Genomic DNA, 16,939 nt, shown 5'->3' on the forward strand with positions numbered 1-16,939 from the left:
TCCGTCCGGCCCCGACCCACCGGACACGTCCTCATCGCCCCCTTGATCCGAGGTGCTTCCACCATGTCCGCCAGAACCGCCTTCGCACCCGATCTGGAGCGGCCCCGCACCGCCGACGACGTGGCCGTGCGCGAACCGCTCACCGAAGACGCCCCCTGGGTGATCCAGCGCGGGGAGCACAAGCACTTCCGTACCGGCGAGGACCTCGCCCGGCTGGTCCGCCTCCTCGACGGAAGCCGCGACCACGACCAGCTCGCCGCCGAACTCGGCTCCCCCTGGACCCCCGGCCACATCGACCGCGCGGTCCGCAGCCTCGCCGACTCCGACCTCCTGGAAGACGGACGGCCCGTCAAGAAGCCGGCCAGGGTCCGCTTCGCGGGCCCGCTGACCATCCAGTTCACCCTGGTCAAGCCCGAGCGGATGCTGCGCCGACTCGCCCCGCTGGTCCGCCCGCTCGGCCACCGCCTCGTCCTCGGCGCGGCCGCCGCCGTCGTCCTGCTGGGCGTCCTGGCCCTCGCCGCCAGCGGCGCCACCCTCGGCGAGGCGCTCTCCCGCCCGATGCCCCTGTGGGCGTACGCCTGCGTGATGCTCGGCGTGGTCGCCACCACCGCCGTCCACGAGATGGCCCACGGAGCGGTCCTCACCCATCACGGCGGCACACCCAGCCGGATGGGCTTCATGCTCTTCTACATGTCGCCGGCGTTCTTCTGCGACGTCTCCGACGGCTGGCGGCTGCCCGGCAAGCACCAGCGCGTCCAGGTCGCCCTCGCCGGCATCGCCATCCAGGCCGTCGCCGCCGGCACCGCCGCCCTCGCGGCCCTCGCCGTCCCCGCCGGACCGGCCCGCGAGACCCTGCTGCTGGTAGGCCTCGTCAACTACATGGTCTGCGTGGTGAACCTGCTCCCGCTGGTCAAGCTCGACGGCTACCTCGCCCTCATGAGCCACCTGGACATCTCCCACCTGCGGGAGAAGGCCATGACCGACGCCCGCCGCGCCCTCGCCCGGATCGTCTTCGGAGGCCGCGGCTACCGGCGCGAACTGCCCGGCCGCGGCTGGTCCGTCCCGTACGGCCTGGCCTGCCTGGTCTTCCCGCTGTACCTGGTCTCCAGCGCCCTGACCCTCTGGTCCGGGATCCTGCAGCGCCTCGGCATCGCCGGCTCCTGCATGATGGTCTGCGCCCTCGGCTACCTGCTGTGGCGCCTCGGCAAGGGCGCCGCCACCCTGGTCCGCGAAGCCGTGCAGGCCGGAGCCCGCCCCGCCCGCATCGCCGCCGCGGGAGTGCTCGCCACCGCCGGACTGGCCCTGGCCGCCACCCTCGTACAGATCCCCGCCACCGTCTCGGCCGGCTACACCACCGAGCGCGACGGCAGCCTCAGCCTCCTCGTCCCCCGGGGCGGCGGCGGCTTCGACCTCACCGAGGGCACCACGGTCACCCTGCGCCGCTCCGGGCTCTTCTCCCGGCCGCAGACCGGCACCGCCACCCTCGGCGAACCCACCGGCCACGACGTCCTCGCCCCGGTCACCGCCATGCTCCCCGTCGCCAGTGACCGCCCCTGGCTGGAGATGAAGGCGTACCCGCTGCACCGCGTCACCGCCACCCCCGCGCCGAACGGCACGGACCGCACCGGCGTCGCCGAGGTCCAGGCGGGCCACCACCCGCTCTGGAAGTGGTTCGCCGTCTCCTACCTCGGCCCGCTGCTCCCCTGACTTCTCCCGTCCGCCGCCCACGGAGGCCCGCCATGTCCCTGCGACACGTTGCCCACTGCCCGCCCGGCACCCCCTTCTACGACCGTCCGGCCGCGATCACCGGCGCCGACGCCTTCCCGGCGGCCACCGCCGAGGCCCCCGCCGGGTGGACCCGTGAGCCGATGGGGGAGTGGACCGTCCTGACCCCGCCGGGACTCGAACTCCCCGGCCAGGGCTGGAAGATCCACGTATCGGCGACCGAGCGGACGGCCCCCGAGGTCCTCGACATCGTGAGCGCGTACTGCACCTCCCGCTCCCTGCTCTTCAAGTTCCTCACCAGCCCCTCGATGCTGATGCTGCGCAACAGCAAGTACGGGGACCGGGGCAGCAGCGGCAAGTTCATCACCCTCTACCCCCGCGACGAGGCGGAGCTGGAGACCGTGCTCACGGAGCTCGACGCCCTCCTCGAAGGCCGCCCGGGACCGGCCGTCCTCAGCGACCTGCGCTGGGGAGCGGGCCCCCTGTACCTGCGCTACGGAGGCTTCAAGCTGAAGCTGGGCCCCGGCCCGAACGGCGCCCCCGTGCCCTGCATCGAGGACCCCGAGGGCAACCTCGTCCCCGACGTGCGCGGCCCCTCCTTCCGCCCGCCGGCCTGGCTGGAGCTGCCGCCGTGCGTGGTGCGGGCGCTGGCCGAACGGAGCCGCGGCGGCTCCCTCGGGGACTTCCCCTTCAAGATCACCCAGGCCCTGCACTTCTCCAACGGCGGCGGCGTCTACCGCGCCACGGACACCCGCGACGGACGCGAGGTCCTGGTCAAGGAGGGCCGCCCGCACGCCGGCCTCGACGACGCCGGAGCCGACGCCGTGGAGCGGCTGCGCCGCGAGCACGACGCGATGGTCGCCCTCGACGGACTGCCCTGGTTCCCGCGGGTCCTGGACTGGCGCCGCGGCGCCGAACACTGGTTCCTGACCCGGGAGTTCGTCGACGGCAACGCCCTGACCAAGGAGACCGCCGAACGCAACCCGATGCTCCACCCGGTCACCGCCCGCGACACCGCCATGCCCGTGGCCGAGTACACCGCCTGGGCCCTGGACGTCCTCGACCGCATCGAGGCCGCCGTCACCGCCATGCACGCACGCGGCCTGGTCTTCGGCGACCTGCACCCCAACAACGTCCTGATCCGCCCCGACGGCACCGTCGCCTTCATCGACCTGGAGACCACCCTCCCCATCGAGGGCCACACCGGCCAGGCCATCGGCGCCCCAGGCTTCTGCGCCCCCGCCGGCACCACCGGCACCGCCGTCGACCGCTACGCCCTGGGCTGCCTGCGCCTGAGCCTGTTCCTGCCGCTGACCCCGGTGATGTCCTTCACCCGCCACCGCTCCGAGGACCTCCTCGCGCAGATCGCCGCCTTCTTCCCGGTGCCCGAGGGGTACGCCGACCAGGTCCGAGCCGACCTCGGACACGCCCCGGCGCCCGCCGGCGGCCCGCTGGCCACCCCCGAGCGCATCGCCACCGGCATCCTGACCTGCGCCACCCCCGAGCGCACGGACCGCCTCTTTCCCGGCGACGCCGACCAGTTCCTGCACGGCGACGGCGGCCTCAACATCGCCAACGGAGCAGCCGGGGTCCTGTGGGCCCTGCGCGGAGCCGGGATCACCGTCCCCGAGGCCCACCTCGACTGGCTGGCCGACGCCGCCCGCGCCGTCACCGGTCCGCGGCCGGGCCTCTACGACGGACTGGCCGGCATCGCCTGCGTCCTGCACGACTTCGGGCGCACCGACGAGGCCGCAGCCCTCCTCGACCGGGCCCACGGCCTGCTGCCCACCGCCACCCTGCGCGACGGCAGCCCCGACCGCAGCCTCTCCGGCGGCATCGCCGGCCTCGGCCTGGCCCTGCTGCACCTCGGCGAGGACACGGCCGCCCGCGAACTCGCCGCCGCCCTCGTCAACAGCCCCACCCTGGAGGAACGCCCCGGCCTGCTCCGCGGAGCCAGCGGCGAGGCCCTCTTCCTGCTCGCCGCCGGCCGTGACGACGCCGCGCGCGTGGCCCTCGTACACGACCTCGAACTGTCCCGGCAGCCACTGCCCACCCCCTGGCACCGGGTTCAGCTCGCCCACGGCGGAGCCGGGCAGGCCATCGCCGTCCACCACTACCTCGCCGCGCACCGGGACCCGTACCTGACGGCCGTCCACGACGCGCTGCTGACCGACCTGACGTCCCAGTTCCACCCGGCCTGCGGCCTGTTCACCGGCCGCGCCGGCGCGCTCGCCGCCCTGAGCTGCACGGACGACGGCTCGGCGGCCACCGCGCGGGCGCTCGCCGAGCTCCGGTCCGGCCTCGAACCGTTCGCGGTGGCCCACGAGAACGACCCGTACGCCACCGGCTTCCTCGGCGACCACCTGCTGCGCCTGTCCACGGACCTGGCCACCGGCTCCGCCGGCGTCCTGGCGGCGCTGACCGCGCCCCGCACGGCCGTCCTGCCCTACCTGCCCGCCCCGGCCCCGGCCGCGGTCCCGGCCGCCGGCTGAACCCGATCCCACCCACGTACGGAGCCCCGCATGCCCACCCACCTGACGGTCAGCATCAGCATGACGCAGGACGCCCCGTCCTCGGCGGCCCCCGAGACCACGGCCGTACGCCTCGTGTCCTGCCTTCCCGCGTCGTGGACGGTGGTTCCCCTCTCGATGACCACCCGTTCCGCGACCCTGTCCCTGACCGCCCCGGACGGCACCCGCGCCCCGGCGGTGCTGGAAACCCTGGACACCGCGCTGTCGGCCCCCGCCTTCACCGGCTGGATCCGCGGCTGACCCGCCCCCCGACCACCCGCAGGCCGCTCGCACTTCCCCCACAAGCGGCCTGCGGGTGCACGTCCCCGTCGGGGCCCGGTCAGGTCCGCGGCGGGACGAGCATGCGCTCGGTGCCGAGACCGCCGGCGCGGGTGTCCTTGTACATCGTGGTCTCGCCGTCGCTCCACCGGATGATCAGGTCGTTGGCGAGGCCGTCACCGGTGTACCGACCGGTGGTCATGAGCACGCTGTGGGTCCAGGTGCCGTGGGGGCCGTGGAGGGTCCGCTCGCCGCCCAGGCCCGCGGTGGTGGTGCCGACGTAGTTCTTGAGCGCGCCGGTGGACCAGCGGACCATGAGGTCCCACTTCCGGTTGCCGGAGAACTGCCCGGAGGTGAGCAGGGCGGCGCCCTTCCAGGCGTCGTTGGGGTTCTTGAGCCTGTGCTCCCGGCCGAGGGTGCCGGCGCCGACGTCGGTGTAGAGGCCGAGTTCGCCGTCGGACCAGCGGACCATGAGGTCGGTGACGTAGGTGGCCGCGTGGAAACGTCCGGCGGCGATCTGGGTGGCGTACTTCCAGACGGATCCGGAGGGGGCCATCTCGGTGACGGATCCCAGGCCGTTGGAGCCGACGTCTCCGTGCAGGGTCATCCGGCCGTCCTTCCAGCGGACCATGAGGTCGAACTGGTTCGAGCCGGTGAAGTCGCCGGCGGTGAGGGTGGCGACCGGCTTCCAGCCCGCGTTCGGCGCCGCGAGCCGGCGCTCGGGCAGGAAGCCGCCTTTCCCGTCACCCGGGAAGAGGGTCACCTCCCCGTCGGTCCAGACGACGAGCAGGCTGCTGCGGCCGCTGCCGGTGAAGTCGCCGGAGGCGATCTGCCGGGCATGGGTCCACAGGTCACCGGGACCCGGCAGCAGGGGGCCGTCCGCGGAACCCCGGTACGGCGGCCGGGTGAGGGCGCCCGGGTCGCGACCGGCGTTGGCGTCGTCGTACAGGTCCTGCGCGTCCTTGCCGTACACCGGCGCGTACGTCACCCAGGAGTCGTTGCCGCCGCCGTGGTGGCCGCCGGTGTTCCCGACGACCTTGCCGGTGCGGCTCGCCGCGTCGTAGTCCTTGATCCAGGGGCCGCCGGACACGCCGCCGTAGAAGCCCTTGCACAGCATCCGCATCTGGCGGAAGCCGCCCAGCCGGGTGGTGGGCACGTCGCAGCGGATGGCCTTGTGCTTCGGGTTGACGCCGGAGGCGGACGGGTAGCCGACGACGGTGACGCGGTGCTCGTAGGTGCTGCCCGGCGTGAAGGTCAGCGCCCCCGTGACCTTCTCGACGCTGCCCTTGGCGTTCGGCTCGACCAGGACGAAGGCGAGGTCCAGGTCGGAGACGGCGGCCTTGCCGTCCGACGCGTAGCGGGGGTCCGTGTACACGCCGTTGGTCTTGACCGGGAAGATCCCGAACGGCTGGGCGCGGGCCGCTCTGCCGTGGCGGTACTGCGGCACGAAGACGGCGTGGTGCGTCGGCCCGGCCATGCCGTCCGCGCAGTGCCCCGCCGTGAGCACCATGTTCTTGCCGGCGCTGCGGACCACGCTGCCGGTGCAGGAGGTGTCGGCGTTGCCGACCTTGGATGCCCGGTAGAAGAAGGTCCCCACCATCGGCATGCCGTCGAAGTAGGTGCCGGTCGGGGTGCCGGACGGAGCGGCGGACCGGGTCCTGCTCTGCGGGCCGGCCGGCCCGCCGTCCGTACTCCGGCCCCGCGCTTCGTCGACGGGCACGGCGGCGGCCATCCGCTCGGCCGTCCAGTACGCCTCTTCGACGACGACCCTGGCGGAGGACGACGGCGGGGGCGGGGGTGCGGCCGCCATCACGGTGACGGCGAAGGCGGTGAACCATCTGGATCTCAAAGAACCCCCTGTCCGTACGACAAGATCGTCGGTAGACAGAAAAGAGATCACATGGGCGGGACGAAGACCGCTGCGGCCGGGGTCGCCGCGCTGGCGCTGCTCCTGATGGCGTCGGCGGGAACCGCGTTCGCGGCCCGGACGGCGGATCGGCCCACCCCGCAGTCCACCCCGCCGGCCGCCGGGGCCCGGCTGTCCGCGAGCCCCGGGGAGCGGCTCACGTTCACCCTCCCCGCCTCGCTGCCGGGGAAGAACGGCAACCGGGTGGTCTCCGAGATCTTCGTCGAACCCGGGACGCTGAGGATGAACGATCCGGTCATCACCGCCGTGGCCACCGTGGCCTGCGACACCCCTCCGGGTGTCTACCCGGTCCGGCAGACCGGCCCCGACGGGCCCCCGGAAGGGGCCCGGGGCGAGCCCTGGGTGAGCGTCGAGGTCGCCGACATCGGCGCGGCCGAGCGCGCGGCCTGCCCCGCGAAGGTCGCGGCCCTTCCCCCCGAACAGCCGGAGGAGCACTGGCCCGCCGGCCGCTCCTGGCCGCAGTCGCCCTGGGACGTACGGACGTTCCGGCCCGGCGAGGCGGTGACGCCGACGGCCTCGGACGCGTCGGCGGGGTACGGCGACACCCTCACCTCGCCCGGGTTCACCGGCCGGGCCGTCATGCGCGGGGCCAAGGCGGTCGTGACGGCCGCCGCGACGATCCGCTGCGATGCCGGGCCGGGGCTGTACGAGGTCCGCTGGGCAGGCGGCGACGAGGTCTGGGCCCGCTACCGGGTGGCGGGTTCCGCCGACCCGGACCGCCCCGCATGCCGGGACCGGGCCGCCGAACCGGCTCCGGGGCGCACGCCCTGGCCGGCGGGCACGGCCGCCGCCCTGGCCGCCGTAGGCGTGGTGGCCTACGCCGTGGCCCGGCGCCGCCGGCGCCCCCGGTGACGGGATCCGGCCCGGCGTCCGGCAATGCGGTGGTGCGGGGGAGCGGGGCCCCCGACACTGACTCCTTGTGTCCATGAACCTTCAGGCCGGCCCCCTGTGTACGCGCGCTTCGCTCGCCGCCGAGCTGCGCGGGCTCGGTCTGCGCCCCGGCGAAACCCTCCTCGTACACTCCTCACTCAGCTCGCTCGGCTGGGTCTGCGGCGGCGCCGCCACGGTGGTCACGGCGCTGCTCGACGTCCTCGGTGACGCGGGGACCCTGGTGGTGCCGACGCACTCGGGCGACAACTCCGATCCGGCGCAGTGGGCGAACCCGCCGGTGCCCGAGGCTTGGTGGGCGGACATCCGTGCCACGATGCCGCCCTTCGACGCGCGCACCACGCCCACCCGCGGCATGGGCGCCGTCCCGGAGGCCGTCCGCACCTGGCCCGGGGCCGTCCGCAGCGGCCATCCGCAGACCTCCTTCGCCGCGCTCGGGCCGCGCGCCGCCACGCTCACGGACGGCCACGCGCCGGACTGCCGGCTCGGCGAGCGCAGCCCGCTCGCCCGGTTGGAGGAGGCCGGGGCGCGGATCCTGCTGCTGGGCGCGGGCTTCGACTCCTGCACGGCCTTCCACCTGGCCGAGTACCGGGTTCCGGGGCCGCTGGAGGACAACTCCTTCGCCCTCCTGACCACGCAGGGCCGCCGCTGGACCACGGTCCGCGACACGCCCGTCTCCTCGGACGACTTCGAGGACCTGGGCGCGGCCTTCCAGAAGGACCGCCCGGTGGTACGGGGCAGGGTGGGCGGCGCGGAGGCCCGACTGTTCGACCTGGCCGAGGCCGTGGCCTACGCCGAGGGCTGGCTGGCCGCGCACCGGCCGTGAGCTCGTCGTCAGTCGATGGCCTGGTAGAGCGTGGTCCAGAAGTCGCTCATGGCGCGCGGCGCATCCGGGGTGGACAGTCCGACCTGCGTGAGCAGGACTCCGGTGAGCTGGTTGGTCCTGTCCGCGTAGGCGCTGGTGCCCGTACCGCCGAACCAGCCGAACTGGCCGGTGGGGGCGTAGTCGGCGCGATGGGTGCGCACCGACATCCCGAATCCCCAGCCGCCGGCCGAGCCCTGGCCGGACGACAGGTGGGCGACGTGGGAGAACATGGCTTCCCGGGCGGCCAGTTGCCCGGGCGAGAGACGGTTGGTGGTCATCAGCTCGACGGCGGCGCGGGACAGGATCCGCTCGCTCCCGTGCATCCCGTGGTTCAGCAGCATCCGGAAGTAGGCGTGGTAGTCGTCGGCGGTGGAGACCAGCCCGCCGCCGGCGCCCTGGAACGCGGGAGGCTCGCTCGCCCTGCCGCCTGCCGCTTCGTCCCACACGACGAACTCGCCGCTCTGCGGGTCGGGCCCGTACAGGGGCGGCAGCCGGTCGATCTTGTGTGCGGGCGCGTGGAAGGCGGTGTCCTTCATCCCCAGCGGATCGAGGACGCGTTCGCGCAGGAACGCTTCCAACGACCGTCCCGTGACCCTGGAGACGAGCACACCGACCACCTCGTTGCTGAGGTCGTACTGCCACCGCACCCCGGGCTGGTACTGCAGCGGCAGCTCGCCGAGGCGCCGCATCCACTCGTCCGGCTCGGGCGCCGGACCGGATGCCACGCTGTAGTCGAGGCGCTCGAAGGTCGCGGCCCGGATCGGGGAAGCCATCGACTCGAAGTCCACTCCGAGGCCGAAGGCGGAGGTCAGCAGGTCCCGTACGGTGATCGGCCGCTGTGCCGGCACGGTGTCGTCCAGCGGTCCGTCGGGCCGCTTCAGCACCTGCCGGTCGGCGAGTTCGGGCAGCCACGGGTCCACCGGGTCGTCCAGCCGCAGCCGGCACTCGTCGAGCAGGATCATCGCCGCCGCCATCGTGACCGGTTTGGACGCGGACGCCATCCGGAAGATCGTGTCCCGGCGCATCGGGGCGCCACCGTCGTGACGCATCGTCCCGATCGCCTCGACGTGTGTCTGGCCGCCGCGGCCGACCAGCGCGACGAGGCCCGGAATCTTCTGGGACTCGACGTGCCGTGCCAGCACCTCGCGCAGTCGGCGCAGCCCCGCGTCGGAGAAGCCGTTGTTGCTCGTTGCCATGATGAATCCCCTGTTCACGGTGTGGGTTTCCGCGGCGGCCCTAGGGCCTGTCGTCAAACTCCCGTCTGCCGCGCGACGCCTGGCACGCGCTCTCGCCGCACCGGACGGAAGCCGAGTACGTCCAGTACGCGGGCTTCCGCCCGGCACGCCGAGAGCACGCACCAGACGCCGCGCGGCCGCCCTTCGGGCGACGACGGGATTCTGACGACAGGCCCTAGGGGTACGCCCGGCCCCTCGGAAGGGCCGTACGGAGAGCCTGCAGCCTTGACCCAGGGTCAAGGTCAACCCACTGCGGCGCTATCCTCGCCCCGGTGACCGCCCGGACGTCCCGGGCGTCGCCGGAGCGGTCCGCGGGGCCGCTGCCGCCCACGAACCGGAGGTGTGCCGAGCCGATGGCAGACGGACTCACGATCGGACAGGCGGCGGCGTTCGCCGGTGTCACCATCAAGACCGTGCGGCACTATCACCGGCTCGGTCTGGTCGCCGAGCCGGAACGCGACGCTTCCGGCTACCGCCGTTACCGATCGGGTGAGCTGTTCCGGCTGGTCCAGGTCCGGACCCTGGCCGCGGCCGGCGTGCCGTTGGCCGAGATCGGCGACCTGCTCGACACCGATCCCGAGACGTTCGCCGCCACCCTGGATGACGTCCGCCACCGGCTCACCGAACGGATCGAAGACCTGACCGCGCGCCGCGACAGGCTGCACCGGCTCGCCCACGGCGACCGGGCCCTGCTGCCCGACCGGGCCTGCGCGGTTCTGGAACGACTCGACGAACTCGGCTTCGGCCCCGACTACGTGGCCGGTCAACGGGAAGCCCTGGTACTGGCCGGGGCGCTGGTCCCGGAGATCTTCGACAGCTTCCTGACCCGGCTCGAACATGCGCTCAGCGACCCCGAATCCGTCGAGCTGACCAAGCGCGGCTGGGATGCGAGGTCCTGGGATCCCCGCGACCCGCGGATCGAGGAGCTTGCGTCCGCGCTGGCCGACCGACTGCTGGCCGACCGCGCGCTGCTGGCCGTCCCGAGCGGGTTCGGGAGCCGGTCCGACGGCGCCTCCCGGTACGCGGTGGTCAACCACCACCGGGAGTCACCGTCCATCGCCCGGTTGAACGCACTGGTCGAGGCGAAACTGCGCGCGGCGGGCATCGCGGTCCCGCGTCAGTGACGCCCGCGCGCCGGCACCCCCGCGAGCCGCCCCTCCAGGAGCTTGCGGCAGTCGGGCCATTCCGCCGCGGTGACCGAATACATCGCGGAGTCGCGGAGCAGACCCTCCTCGCCCGGGACCCACGAGCGGGACCAGTTGCGGAGCACGCCCTCGAAGCGTGCGCCGACGCCCTCGATCGCGGCGCGCGAACGGCCGTTGCGGGCGTCCGTCTTCAGGTCGAGCCGGGCCACGCCCCAGTTCTCGAACGCGTGCCGGAACAGCAGGTACTTGGCCTCGGTGTTCAGCCCCGAACCCAGTGCCGAAGCCGCGAGCCAGGTGTAGCCGACCTCGATCGCGAACAAGCCCTCCCCGGTCGTCGGCCACGGCCGGGGGTCCCAGAAGGCGGTGGCCCCGACCGCCCGCCCCGATGCCCGCTCCACCTGCGCGTACGGGGCCAGCTTGCCCGCGTCGCGACGGGCGAGCTGGGCGTCGATGTACGCCCCGACCCGGTCCGCGGTGGGCACCCAGGTGAACCGGTAGGGGCTGCGGTCCTCTTCGGCCGCCACGGCCAGGTCCGCCGCGTGGCGGTGCTCCAGCGGCTCCAGGCGTACGAGCGCGCCGTCCAGGACCGGTCCATCGAGTACGGAGGTCATGGCCGCAGCGTTCCAGAGCCGTCCCCGCCGTGTCGCGCGAATTCGGCGGCACCGGAGCCCTGCACGGCCACCTCTCCGAGGGCTCCTCCTTCGCGGCCCTGGCCGCAGCCCTCGGACCCCAGCCCCCTGGGCTTCGTACGGAACTTCCCCTACACCGCCGCGACCCGCGAGGAGCTCCTCGCCGGCTGCGGCCCCCTCGCCCCCGCCCTCACCCCGGCACGGTGTCCCGCGCCCGGCCGTCGGCCTCCACGGGCGATAGAACGCGGGACAGCCCGGGCCCCCGTGGCTACACTGCGCTCAGTTGATCAAGTGGTGTGGGGGCGGCCGGTGTTGGAGCGAACGGCGACACGGGTGTGCCCGTTGTGCGAGGCGACGTGCGGGTTGAGCATCACCCTGTCGGACGAGGTCGTCACCCGCGTCAAGGGGAACCGGGACGACGTCTTCAGCAAGGGGTACCTCTGCCCGAAGGGCGCCTCCCTGGGCCGCTTCGACAGCGACCCCGACCGGCTGACCGCCCCGCTGGTGCGCCGCCCCGACGGCGGTTTCGACGAGGTGGGATGGGCCGAGGCCTTCGCCGCCGTCGAGCGCGGCCTGCGGGGGGTGAGCGAGCAGCACGGCAAGGACGCCGTGGCCCTCTACATGGGCAACCCGGTCATCCACACGCTGGCCCTGCCGCTCTACATGCTGGTCCTGCGCGAACGGCTCGGCACGCGCAACATCTACTCCTCCACCACCCTCGACACCATGCCCAAGAGCGTGGCCTGCGGATGGATGTACGGAGACCCGCTCGCCTTCCCGCTGCCGGACATCGACCGCACCGACCACCTGCTGGTCCTGGGCGCCAACCCCATGGAGTCCAACGGCAGCCTGTGGACCGTCGCCGACCTGCCGGGCCGCCTCAAGGCGCTGCGGGCGCGCGGCGGGCGCCTCGTCGTCGTCGATCCGCGCCGCACCCGCACCGCGGACCTCGCGGACGAACACGTCCCGATCCGCCCGGGCACCGACGCCCTGCTGCTGCTCGGCATCGCGCACACGCTGTTCGACGAGGGTCTGGCGACCGACCCCGGCTCCGGCTTCGCCGGCTACGACGAGCTGGCCGTCCAGGTGAAGGGGTTCGCCGCGGAAGACGTCGCGGACGCCTGCGGGGTCCCCGCGGGCACCATCCGCACGCTCGCGCGCGAACTGGCCGCGGCGCCGACGGCCGCCGTGTACGGACGACTGGGCACCTGCACCACGGAGTTCGGCACGCTCACCAGCTGGCTGGTGGACGTGGTCAACATCATCACCGGGAACTTCGACCGCCCCGGCGGAGTGCTCTTCGGCGAGGCCCCGCACGCCACCCGCCGCCCCGCCGAGCCGTTCCGCACCGGACGCTGGCACAGCAGGGTCCGCGGACTGCCGGAAGCAGGCGGCGAGCTTCCCACCGCGACCCTCGCGGACGAGATCGAAACCCCCGGCGAGGGGCAGGTACGGGCCCTGCTGTGCATCGCCGGGAACCTGGTCCTCGCCTCGCCGCAGGGCGAGCGGCTGGACCGGGCCCTGCCCGGCCTGGACTTCATGGTCTGCGTCGACCCCTACCTGAACGAGACCACCCGCCACGCGTCCGTCATCCTGCCGCCGCCGAGCGCCCTGGAATCACCCCACTACGACGTGGTCCTGGCCGGCCGTTCCGTCCGCCGCAACGCCCGCTTCTCCCCGCCCGTACGGGCCCTGGCGCCCGGGCGCCCCAGCGAGGCGGAGATCCTCGCCCGGCTGGTCCTGATCGCCTCGGGCAAGAGCGCGGACGGGGACCCGGGCAGCGTGGACGAGACGCTGACCGACCTGACCCTGAGGGCCGCCTCCGGCCGCCCCGGGGCGCCCCTGCACGGGCGAGAACCGGCCGCACTCAAGCGGGAACTGACCGGGGACAACGCACTGGAGCGGCGGCTCGACCTGATGCTCCGCCTGGGACCCGCCGGCGACCTGTTCGGCAAGCGTCCCGACGGCCTGAACCTGGCCCTGCTCAAGGCGACCCCGAACGGCATCGACCTCGGGCCGCTGCGGCCCCGCCGCAAGGAGGTCGTGATGACCGCCTCCGGCCTGGTGGAACTGTGCCCGCCCGCCATCACCGAGGACCTGCCGCGGCTCGACGCACGGATGCGGGAGCTGGACGACGGCGGGTTCGTGCTCATCTCCCGCCGCCAGTTGAAGTCCGTCAACAGCTGGTCGCACAACATCGCGACCCTGTCCGGCGGGACCAACCGCTGCGCCCTGGAGATCAGCACGGGGGACGCCGAGCGGCTGGGCGTCACCGCCGGAGACCTGGTCCGGGTCACGGGCCGGAGCGGCGAGGTGGTGGTGCCGGTGGAGCCCACCGACCGGCTGCGCGCGGGCGTGCTGAGCCTCCCGTACGGCTGGGGGCACGGGCGCAAGGGCAGCCGGCTCGCCCACGCGGCCACCCAGCCGGGGGTGAGCATGAACGCGCTCACCGACAGCTCGGTCGTCGACCCGCTCTCCGGCACGGCCGTCTTCAACGGGGTGCCCGTGCGCGTGGAGAAGGCGGAGATGGCCGAAGTGGAAACGGAAAGATGAATTCCGGACGATTCGCATTCTGCGTCATTTGAATTCCTGATCGCGCCGAGGGAAAACTTTTCAGACATCCCGAGCGTCCCTAGACTGGCCAAGAACTTCCGATCGCCAGTCAATGGAGATTTCGTGAGCCTTGCCCGTCGCATTGCGATTCCCGCCGTTTCCCTGATGCTGCTCGCCGGAGTGGCCACCGCGGCGAACGCCGTCGAAGAGCCCGTGCAGGATTCCCTGTCCGGTCCGGTGTGTTCTCCGACGCAGACCGCCATCACCGATGTCCCGCACCGGCTTTTCGCCGCCTGGAACAACGGGGACGCTGCCGGAGTCGCCGCCCAGTTCACGACGGACGGGCACATGATTCCGAGCAACGGTGCCTACCTCGACAGCCGGACCGCGATCCAGTCCTTCTACCAGGGCGCCTTCGCCGGTCCCCTCGCCGGCACCCGGATGATCGGCAAGCCGCTCACCGTGCGCTGCCTGTCCAGCTCCACGGCCGTGATCGACGGGCTCGGCGGGCTGCTCAAGCCCGGTGACACCTACACCGAGCCGGAGCAGGTGCCGATCGGGCAGCGCATCATCGTCTCCTGGACGGCGGTCCGCGTCGGCAATGCCTACTACATGAAGGAATTCCAGAGCACCACCATTCAGGGCTGATCACCGAGCGGGCTGTCGCGAGGAAATCGAGAGGAACGGAGAGTTTCGTTGCCACGCACGGTGCTGGTCACGGGAGGAAACAGGGGAATCGGGTTGGCCATTGCCGAGGAATTCCTCGGACGTGGTGACCGGGTTGCCGTCACCTACCGCAGCGAACCGCCGGACGGCAAGTTCCTCGCCGTTCGCTGTGATGTGTCCGACCCGGAACAGATCGACGCCGCATTCGCTGCGGTCGAGGCCGAACTGGGCCCGGTGGAGATTCTCGTATCCAATGCCGGTATCACCGAGGACCGGCCCATGCTGCGGATGCAGGAAGAGCAATTCTCCCGGGTCATCGACACCAATCTCACCGGCGGCTGGCGCTGTGCCCGGCGGGCCCTGCCCAAAATGCTGCGCGGCCGGTGGGGGCGGATCGTCTTCGTGTCCTCCGTCGCCGGACTGCGCGGGAACCAGGGCCAGGTCAACTACGCCGCCAGCAAGGCGGGCATGGTCGGCATGGCGCGCTCGCTCGCCCGCGAGGTCGCGACGTCCGGCATCACCGTGAACGTGGTGGCGCCCGGCCTGATCGAGACCGACATGACCGCCGCCCTGTCCGGAACCCGCAAGAGCACGCACCTGGCGGAGATCCCGGCGGGACGGGCGGGCCGGCCCGAGGACGTGGCCGACACCGTGGCCTGGCTCGCGGGGGAACGGGCCGGCTACGTCACGGGCGCGGTCGTGCCCGTGGACGGCGGCCTGGGAATGGGGCACTGATCCCATGACCACGACACCTCCCGTCACTGGGTCTCCCGTCACCGAACTGCCCGTCACCGAACTACCCGTCACCGCGCCTCCCGCCACCGGCGGCCTGCTCGCCGGCAAGCGGATCGTCATCACCGGAGTGATCACCGAACGGTCGATCGCGTTCGCGGCCGCCCGGATCGCCCAGGAACAGGGCGCCCGGATCGTCCTCACCGGATACGGCCGGCTGTCCCTGGTCGAACTGGTCTCCCGCAGGCTGCCCGAGAAGCCGCCGGTCGTGGAACTGGACGTGACCGACCCCGGGCACCTCGCCCGCCTCCCGGAGCTGGTGGGCGAGCACCTCGGCGGGGTCGACGGAGTACTGCACTCCATCGCCTTCGCCCCGCCGAGCTGCCTCGGCGGATTCCTCACCGCACCCTGGGAGGACGTGGCCACCGCCGTCCACACCTCCGCCTATTCCTACGTCTCCCTCGCCAAGGCGCTGCTGCCGCTCATGGGCCGCGGCGGCTCGGTGGTCGGACTCACCTTCGACGCCACGAAGGCCTGGTCGGGCTACGACTGGATGGGCGTTGCCAAGGCCTCCCTGGAGTCCGCCAACCGCTACCTCGCGAGGGAGGCGGGCCCGCTCGGCATCAGGTCGAACCTGGTGGCGGCCGGCCCCCTGCGGACCACCGCAGGGAAGGCCATCCCGGGCCTGGCCCGCACCCAGGACGACTGGGCGGCCAAGGCACCGCTGGGCTGGAACATCACCGAGACGGAGTCCACGGCACGGGCCTGCGCCGCGCTGCTCTCCGACTGGTTCCCGGCGACCACGGGCGACATCGTCCACGTCGACGGGGGACACCACGCGATGGGCGCCTGACCACAGGACCGCAGCACGAAAGGGGTGGTGCCCCGGGCCGCACGCGCGGCCCGGGGCACCACCCCTTCCCCGACCCGCGGGTCAGAGCGCGAAGCTGCTGCCCGCCTCCGGAACCACCAGGCGCTGGCCCGAACCCGCCTTCTCGAAGGCGGCGCTGACGGTGTCCTGACCCTCCGTGAAGTGCTGCCAGCCGTCCTGGTGCACGGCGAGCACCTTGCGGGCGCCCAGCAGCTCGGCCACCTCCACCGCCTGCTCGGAGGTCAGCGAGAGCAGCGTCGGGCCGAACGGGGCGAGCTGCGCCGCGCCCACGTGCAGCACCGCCAGGTCGACGCCGGCCCCGCCGAGGCGCTCCGCCAGGGCCCGCACCGGCTCCAGGGAGACGTTGTCGCCGCTGACGTACACGGTCGGCAGGCCCTCGCCGCTCAACAGGAAGCCGGTGACGGCGCCGAGCATCGGCTCGGTCCCGGCCGGACCGTGCTGCGCCGGGACGGCGGTGACCACGAGGCGGCCGCCGTCCGGGCGCTCCAGTACGTGCTCGGCCCACGGCGCCAGCCCGGTACCGCCGACGCGCTCCGCGGACTGCTCGGTGGTGAGCACCAGCGCGACCTCCTTGAGGAAGGCGCGCCCGGCCCCGTCGAGGTTGTCGGGGTGCTGGTCGTGCGACAGCAGGACGGCCGCGACCGGGCCCAGCTGGTCGGTGGTGAGCGCCGGGCCGGCCAGCTTGTGGAGGGCGACCGGGCCCATCTCGTAGGAGGAACCGGCGCCGTCGAAGGTCGGGTCCGTCACGAACCGCAGCCCGCCCAGGTCGATGACCACGGTGGGGCCGCCCACCGCGGTGACGGCGAGCTGTGCGGCGGTGTTCTCAGTCATGGAACTGCTCCTTGGAAAGTGCGACTCGAACGGTGGGATGGGAAAGAGAGGAGGGAGCGGGC

Annotated in this window: 14 protein-coding genes; 10 read left to right on the forward strand and 4 right to left on the reverse strand. The window is 73.1% G+C overall.

Features of this window, described 5'->3' with window-relative positions; all coding sequences use genetic code 11:
• Positions 1–63 precede the first annotated feature (63 nt).
• From mpaP to ACE1OC_RS42040, 3 genes are read left to right on the forward strand one after another with little or no spacing between them, the layout of a single operon-like run.
• On the forward strand, positions 64–1,707 hold the full coding sequence (gene mpaP, locus ACE1OC_RS42030) for a daptide biosynthesis intramembrane metalloprotease (RefSeq protein WP_407841941.1): 1,644 nt from the start codon (positions 64–66) through the stop codon (positions 1,705–1,707).
• Between the two features lie 32 nt (positions 1,708–1,739).
• A complete protein-coding gene (gene lanKC / locus ACE1OC_RS42035; RefSeq protein ID WP_407841942.1) occupies positions 1,740–4,217 on the forward strand; it encodes a class III lanthionine synthetase LanKC in 2,478 nt (825 codons plus the stop codon).
• Between the two features lie 30 nt (positions 4,218–4,247).
• Entirely contained in the window at positions 4,248–4,496 is a 249-nt protein-coding gene (locus ACE1OC_RS42040; RefSeq protein WP_407841943.1) for a hypothetical protein, read from the forward strand.
• Positions 4,497–4,575: 79 nt separating this feature from the next.
• On the opposite strand, the gene ACE1OC_RS42045 is transcribed toward ACE1OC_RS42040, so the two are convergent.
• Positions 4,576–6,363, reverse strand: coding sequence for a trypsin-like serine peptidase (locus ACE1OC_RS42045; RefSeq protein ID WP_407841944.1), 1,788 nt, complete (start codon positions 6,361–6,363; stop codon positions 4,576–4,578).
• Between the two features lie 51 nt (positions 6,364–6,414).
• Here ACE1OC_RS42045 and ACE1OC_RS42050 point away from each other — a divergent pair, with 51 nt between their 5' ends.
• Entirely contained in the window at positions 6,415–7,293 is an 879-nt protein-coding gene (locus tag ACE1OC_RS42050; RefSeq protein WP_407841945.1) for a hypothetical protein, read from the forward strand.
• Positions 7,294–7,366: 73 nt separating this feature from the next.
• Positions 7,367–8,155 (forward strand): aminoglycoside N(3)-acetyltransferase, encoded by a 789-nt coding sequence (locus tag ACE1OC_RS42055; protein WP_407841946.1) that lies wholly within the window; start codon positions 7,367–7,369, stop codon positions 8,153–8,155.
• Positions 8,156–8,163: 8 nt separating this feature from the next.
• On the opposite strand, the gene ACE1OC_RS42060 is transcribed toward ACE1OC_RS42055, so the two are convergent.
• Positions 8,164–9,390 carry a serine hydrolase domain-containing protein gene (locus ACE1OC_RS42060; RefSeq protein ID WP_407841947.1) on the reverse strand — a complete coding sequence of 409 codons (1,227 nt, stop codon included), beginning with the start codon at positions 9,388–9,390 and terminating at the stop codon, positions 8,164–8,166.
• A gap of 392 nt (positions 9,391–9,782) precedes the next feature.
• Between ACE1OC_RS42060 and ACE1OC_RS42065 the strand changes: the two genes are divergently transcribed.
• On the forward strand, positions 9,783–10,553 hold the full coding sequence (locus ACE1OC_RS42065) for a MerR family transcriptional regulator (protein WP_407841948.1): 771 nt from the start codon (positions 9,783–9,785) through the stop codon (positions 10,551–10,553).
• Here ACE1OC_RS42065 and ACE1OC_RS42070 read toward each other — a convergent pair.
• Positions 10,547–11,185 carry a GNAT family N-acetyltransferase gene (locus ACE1OC_RS42070; RefSeq protein ID WP_407841949.1) on the reverse strand — a complete coding sequence of 213 codons (639 nt, stop codon included), beginning with the start codon at positions 11,183–11,185 and terminating at the stop codon, positions 10,547–10,549. The two genes, ACE1OC_RS42065 and ACE1OC_RS42070, sit on opposite strands and share 7 nt — an antisense overlap.
• A 351-nt stretch (positions 11,186–11,536) precedes the next feature.
• Between ACE1OC_RS42070 and ACE1OC_RS42075 the strand changes: the two genes are divergently transcribed.
• The 4 genes from ACE1OC_RS42075 to fabI all read left to right on the forward strand — a co-directional run bounded on the left by ACE1OC_RS42075 (position 11,537) and on the right by fabI (position 16,007).
• Complete coding sequence (locus ACE1OC_RS42075; RefSeq protein ID WP_407842053.1) at positions 11,537–13,756, forward strand: molybdopterin-dependent oxidoreductase; 2,220 nt, start codon at positions 11,537–11,539, stop codon at positions 13,754–13,756.
• A 123-nt stretch (positions 13,757–13,879) separates the two neighbouring features.
• The gene (locus ACE1OC_RS42080; protein ID WP_407841950.1) at positions 13,880–14,404 is read left to right on the forward strand and encodes an SgcJ/EcaC family oxidoreductase; all 525 of its coding nucleotides are present in this window, start codon (positions 13,880–13,882) and stop codon (positions 14,402–14,404) included.
• A gap of 48 nt (positions 14,405–14,452) precedes the next feature.
• Positions 14,453–15,157 carry a 3-oxoacyl-ACP reductase family protein gene (locus ACE1OC_RS42085; RefSeq protein WP_407841951.1) on the forward strand — a complete coding sequence of 235 codons (705 nt, stop codon included), beginning with the start codon at positions 14,453–14,455 and terminating at the stop codon, positions 15,155–15,157.
• A gap of 4 nt (positions 15,158–15,161) precedes the next feature.
• Positions 15,162–16,007, forward strand: a complete 846-nt coding sequence (gene fabI / locus ACE1OC_RS42090; RefSeq protein ID WP_407841952.1) for an enoyl-ACP reductase FabI — start codon at positions 15,162–15,164, stop codon at positions 16,005–16,007.
• 81 nt (positions 16,008–16,088) lie between these two features.
• On the opposite strand, the gene ACE1OC_RS42095 is transcribed toward fabI, so the two are convergent.
• Positions 16,089–16,877: an MBL fold metallo-hydrolase gene (locus tag ACE1OC_RS42095; protein WP_407841953.1), complete on the reverse strand. Its 789-nt coding sequence runs from the start codon at positions 16,875–16,877 to the stop codon at positions 16,089–16,091.
• Positions 16,878–16,939: the final 62 nt, after the last annotated feature.

The organism is Streptomyces stoeckheimensis, from assembly GCF_045822005.1.
Taxonomy (GTDB): Bacteria; Actinomycetota; Actinomycetes; order Streptomycetales; family Streptomycetaceae; genus Streptomyces; species Streptomyces stoeckheimensis.

Excerpts from the sequence above, each read along its gene's own strand:
- ACE1OC_RS42065 (WP_407841948.1), top strand. The coding sequence starts at position 9,783 with ATGGCAGACGGACTCACGATCGGACAGGCGGCGGCGTTCGCCGGTGTC.
- ACE1OC_RS42040 (WP_407841943.1), top strand. The coding sequence starts at position 4,248 with ATGCCCACCCACCTGACGGTCAGCATCAGCATGACGCAGGACGCCCCG.
- ACE1OC_RS42095 (WP_407841953.1), bottom strand. The coding sequence starts at position 16,877 with ATGACTGAGAACACCGCCGCACAGCTCGCCGTCACCGCGGTGGGCGGC.
- lanKC (WP_407841942.1), top strand. The coding sequence starts at position 1,740 with ATGTCCCTGCGACACGTTGCCCACTGCCCGCCCGGCACCCCCTTCTAC.
- ACE1OC_RS42060 (WP_407841947.1), bottom strand. The coding sequence starts at position 9,390 with ATGGCAACGAGCAACAACGGCTTCTCCGACGCGGGGCTGCGCCGACTG.
- ACE1OC_RS42055 (WP_407841946.1), top strand. The coding sequence starts at position 7,367 with ATGAACCTTCAGGCCGGCCCCCTGTGTACGCGCGCTTCGCTCGCCGCC.
- ACE1OC_RS42070 (WP_407841949.1), bottom strand. The coding sequence starts at position 11,185 with ATGACCTCCGTACTCGATGGACCGGTCCTGGACGGCGCGCTCGTACGC.
- ACE1OC_RS42050 (WP_407841945.1), top strand. The coding sequence starts at position 6,415 with ATGGGCGGGACGAAGACCGCTGCGGCCGGGGTCGCCGCGCTGGCGCTG.
- fabI (WP_407841952.1), top strand. The coding sequence starts at position 15,162 with ATGACCACGACACCTCCCGTCACTGGGTCTCCCGTCACCGAACTGCCC.
- mpaP (WP_407841941.1), top strand. The coding sequence starts at position 64 with ATGTCCGCCAGAACCGCCTTCGCACCCGATCTGGAGCGGCCCCGCACC.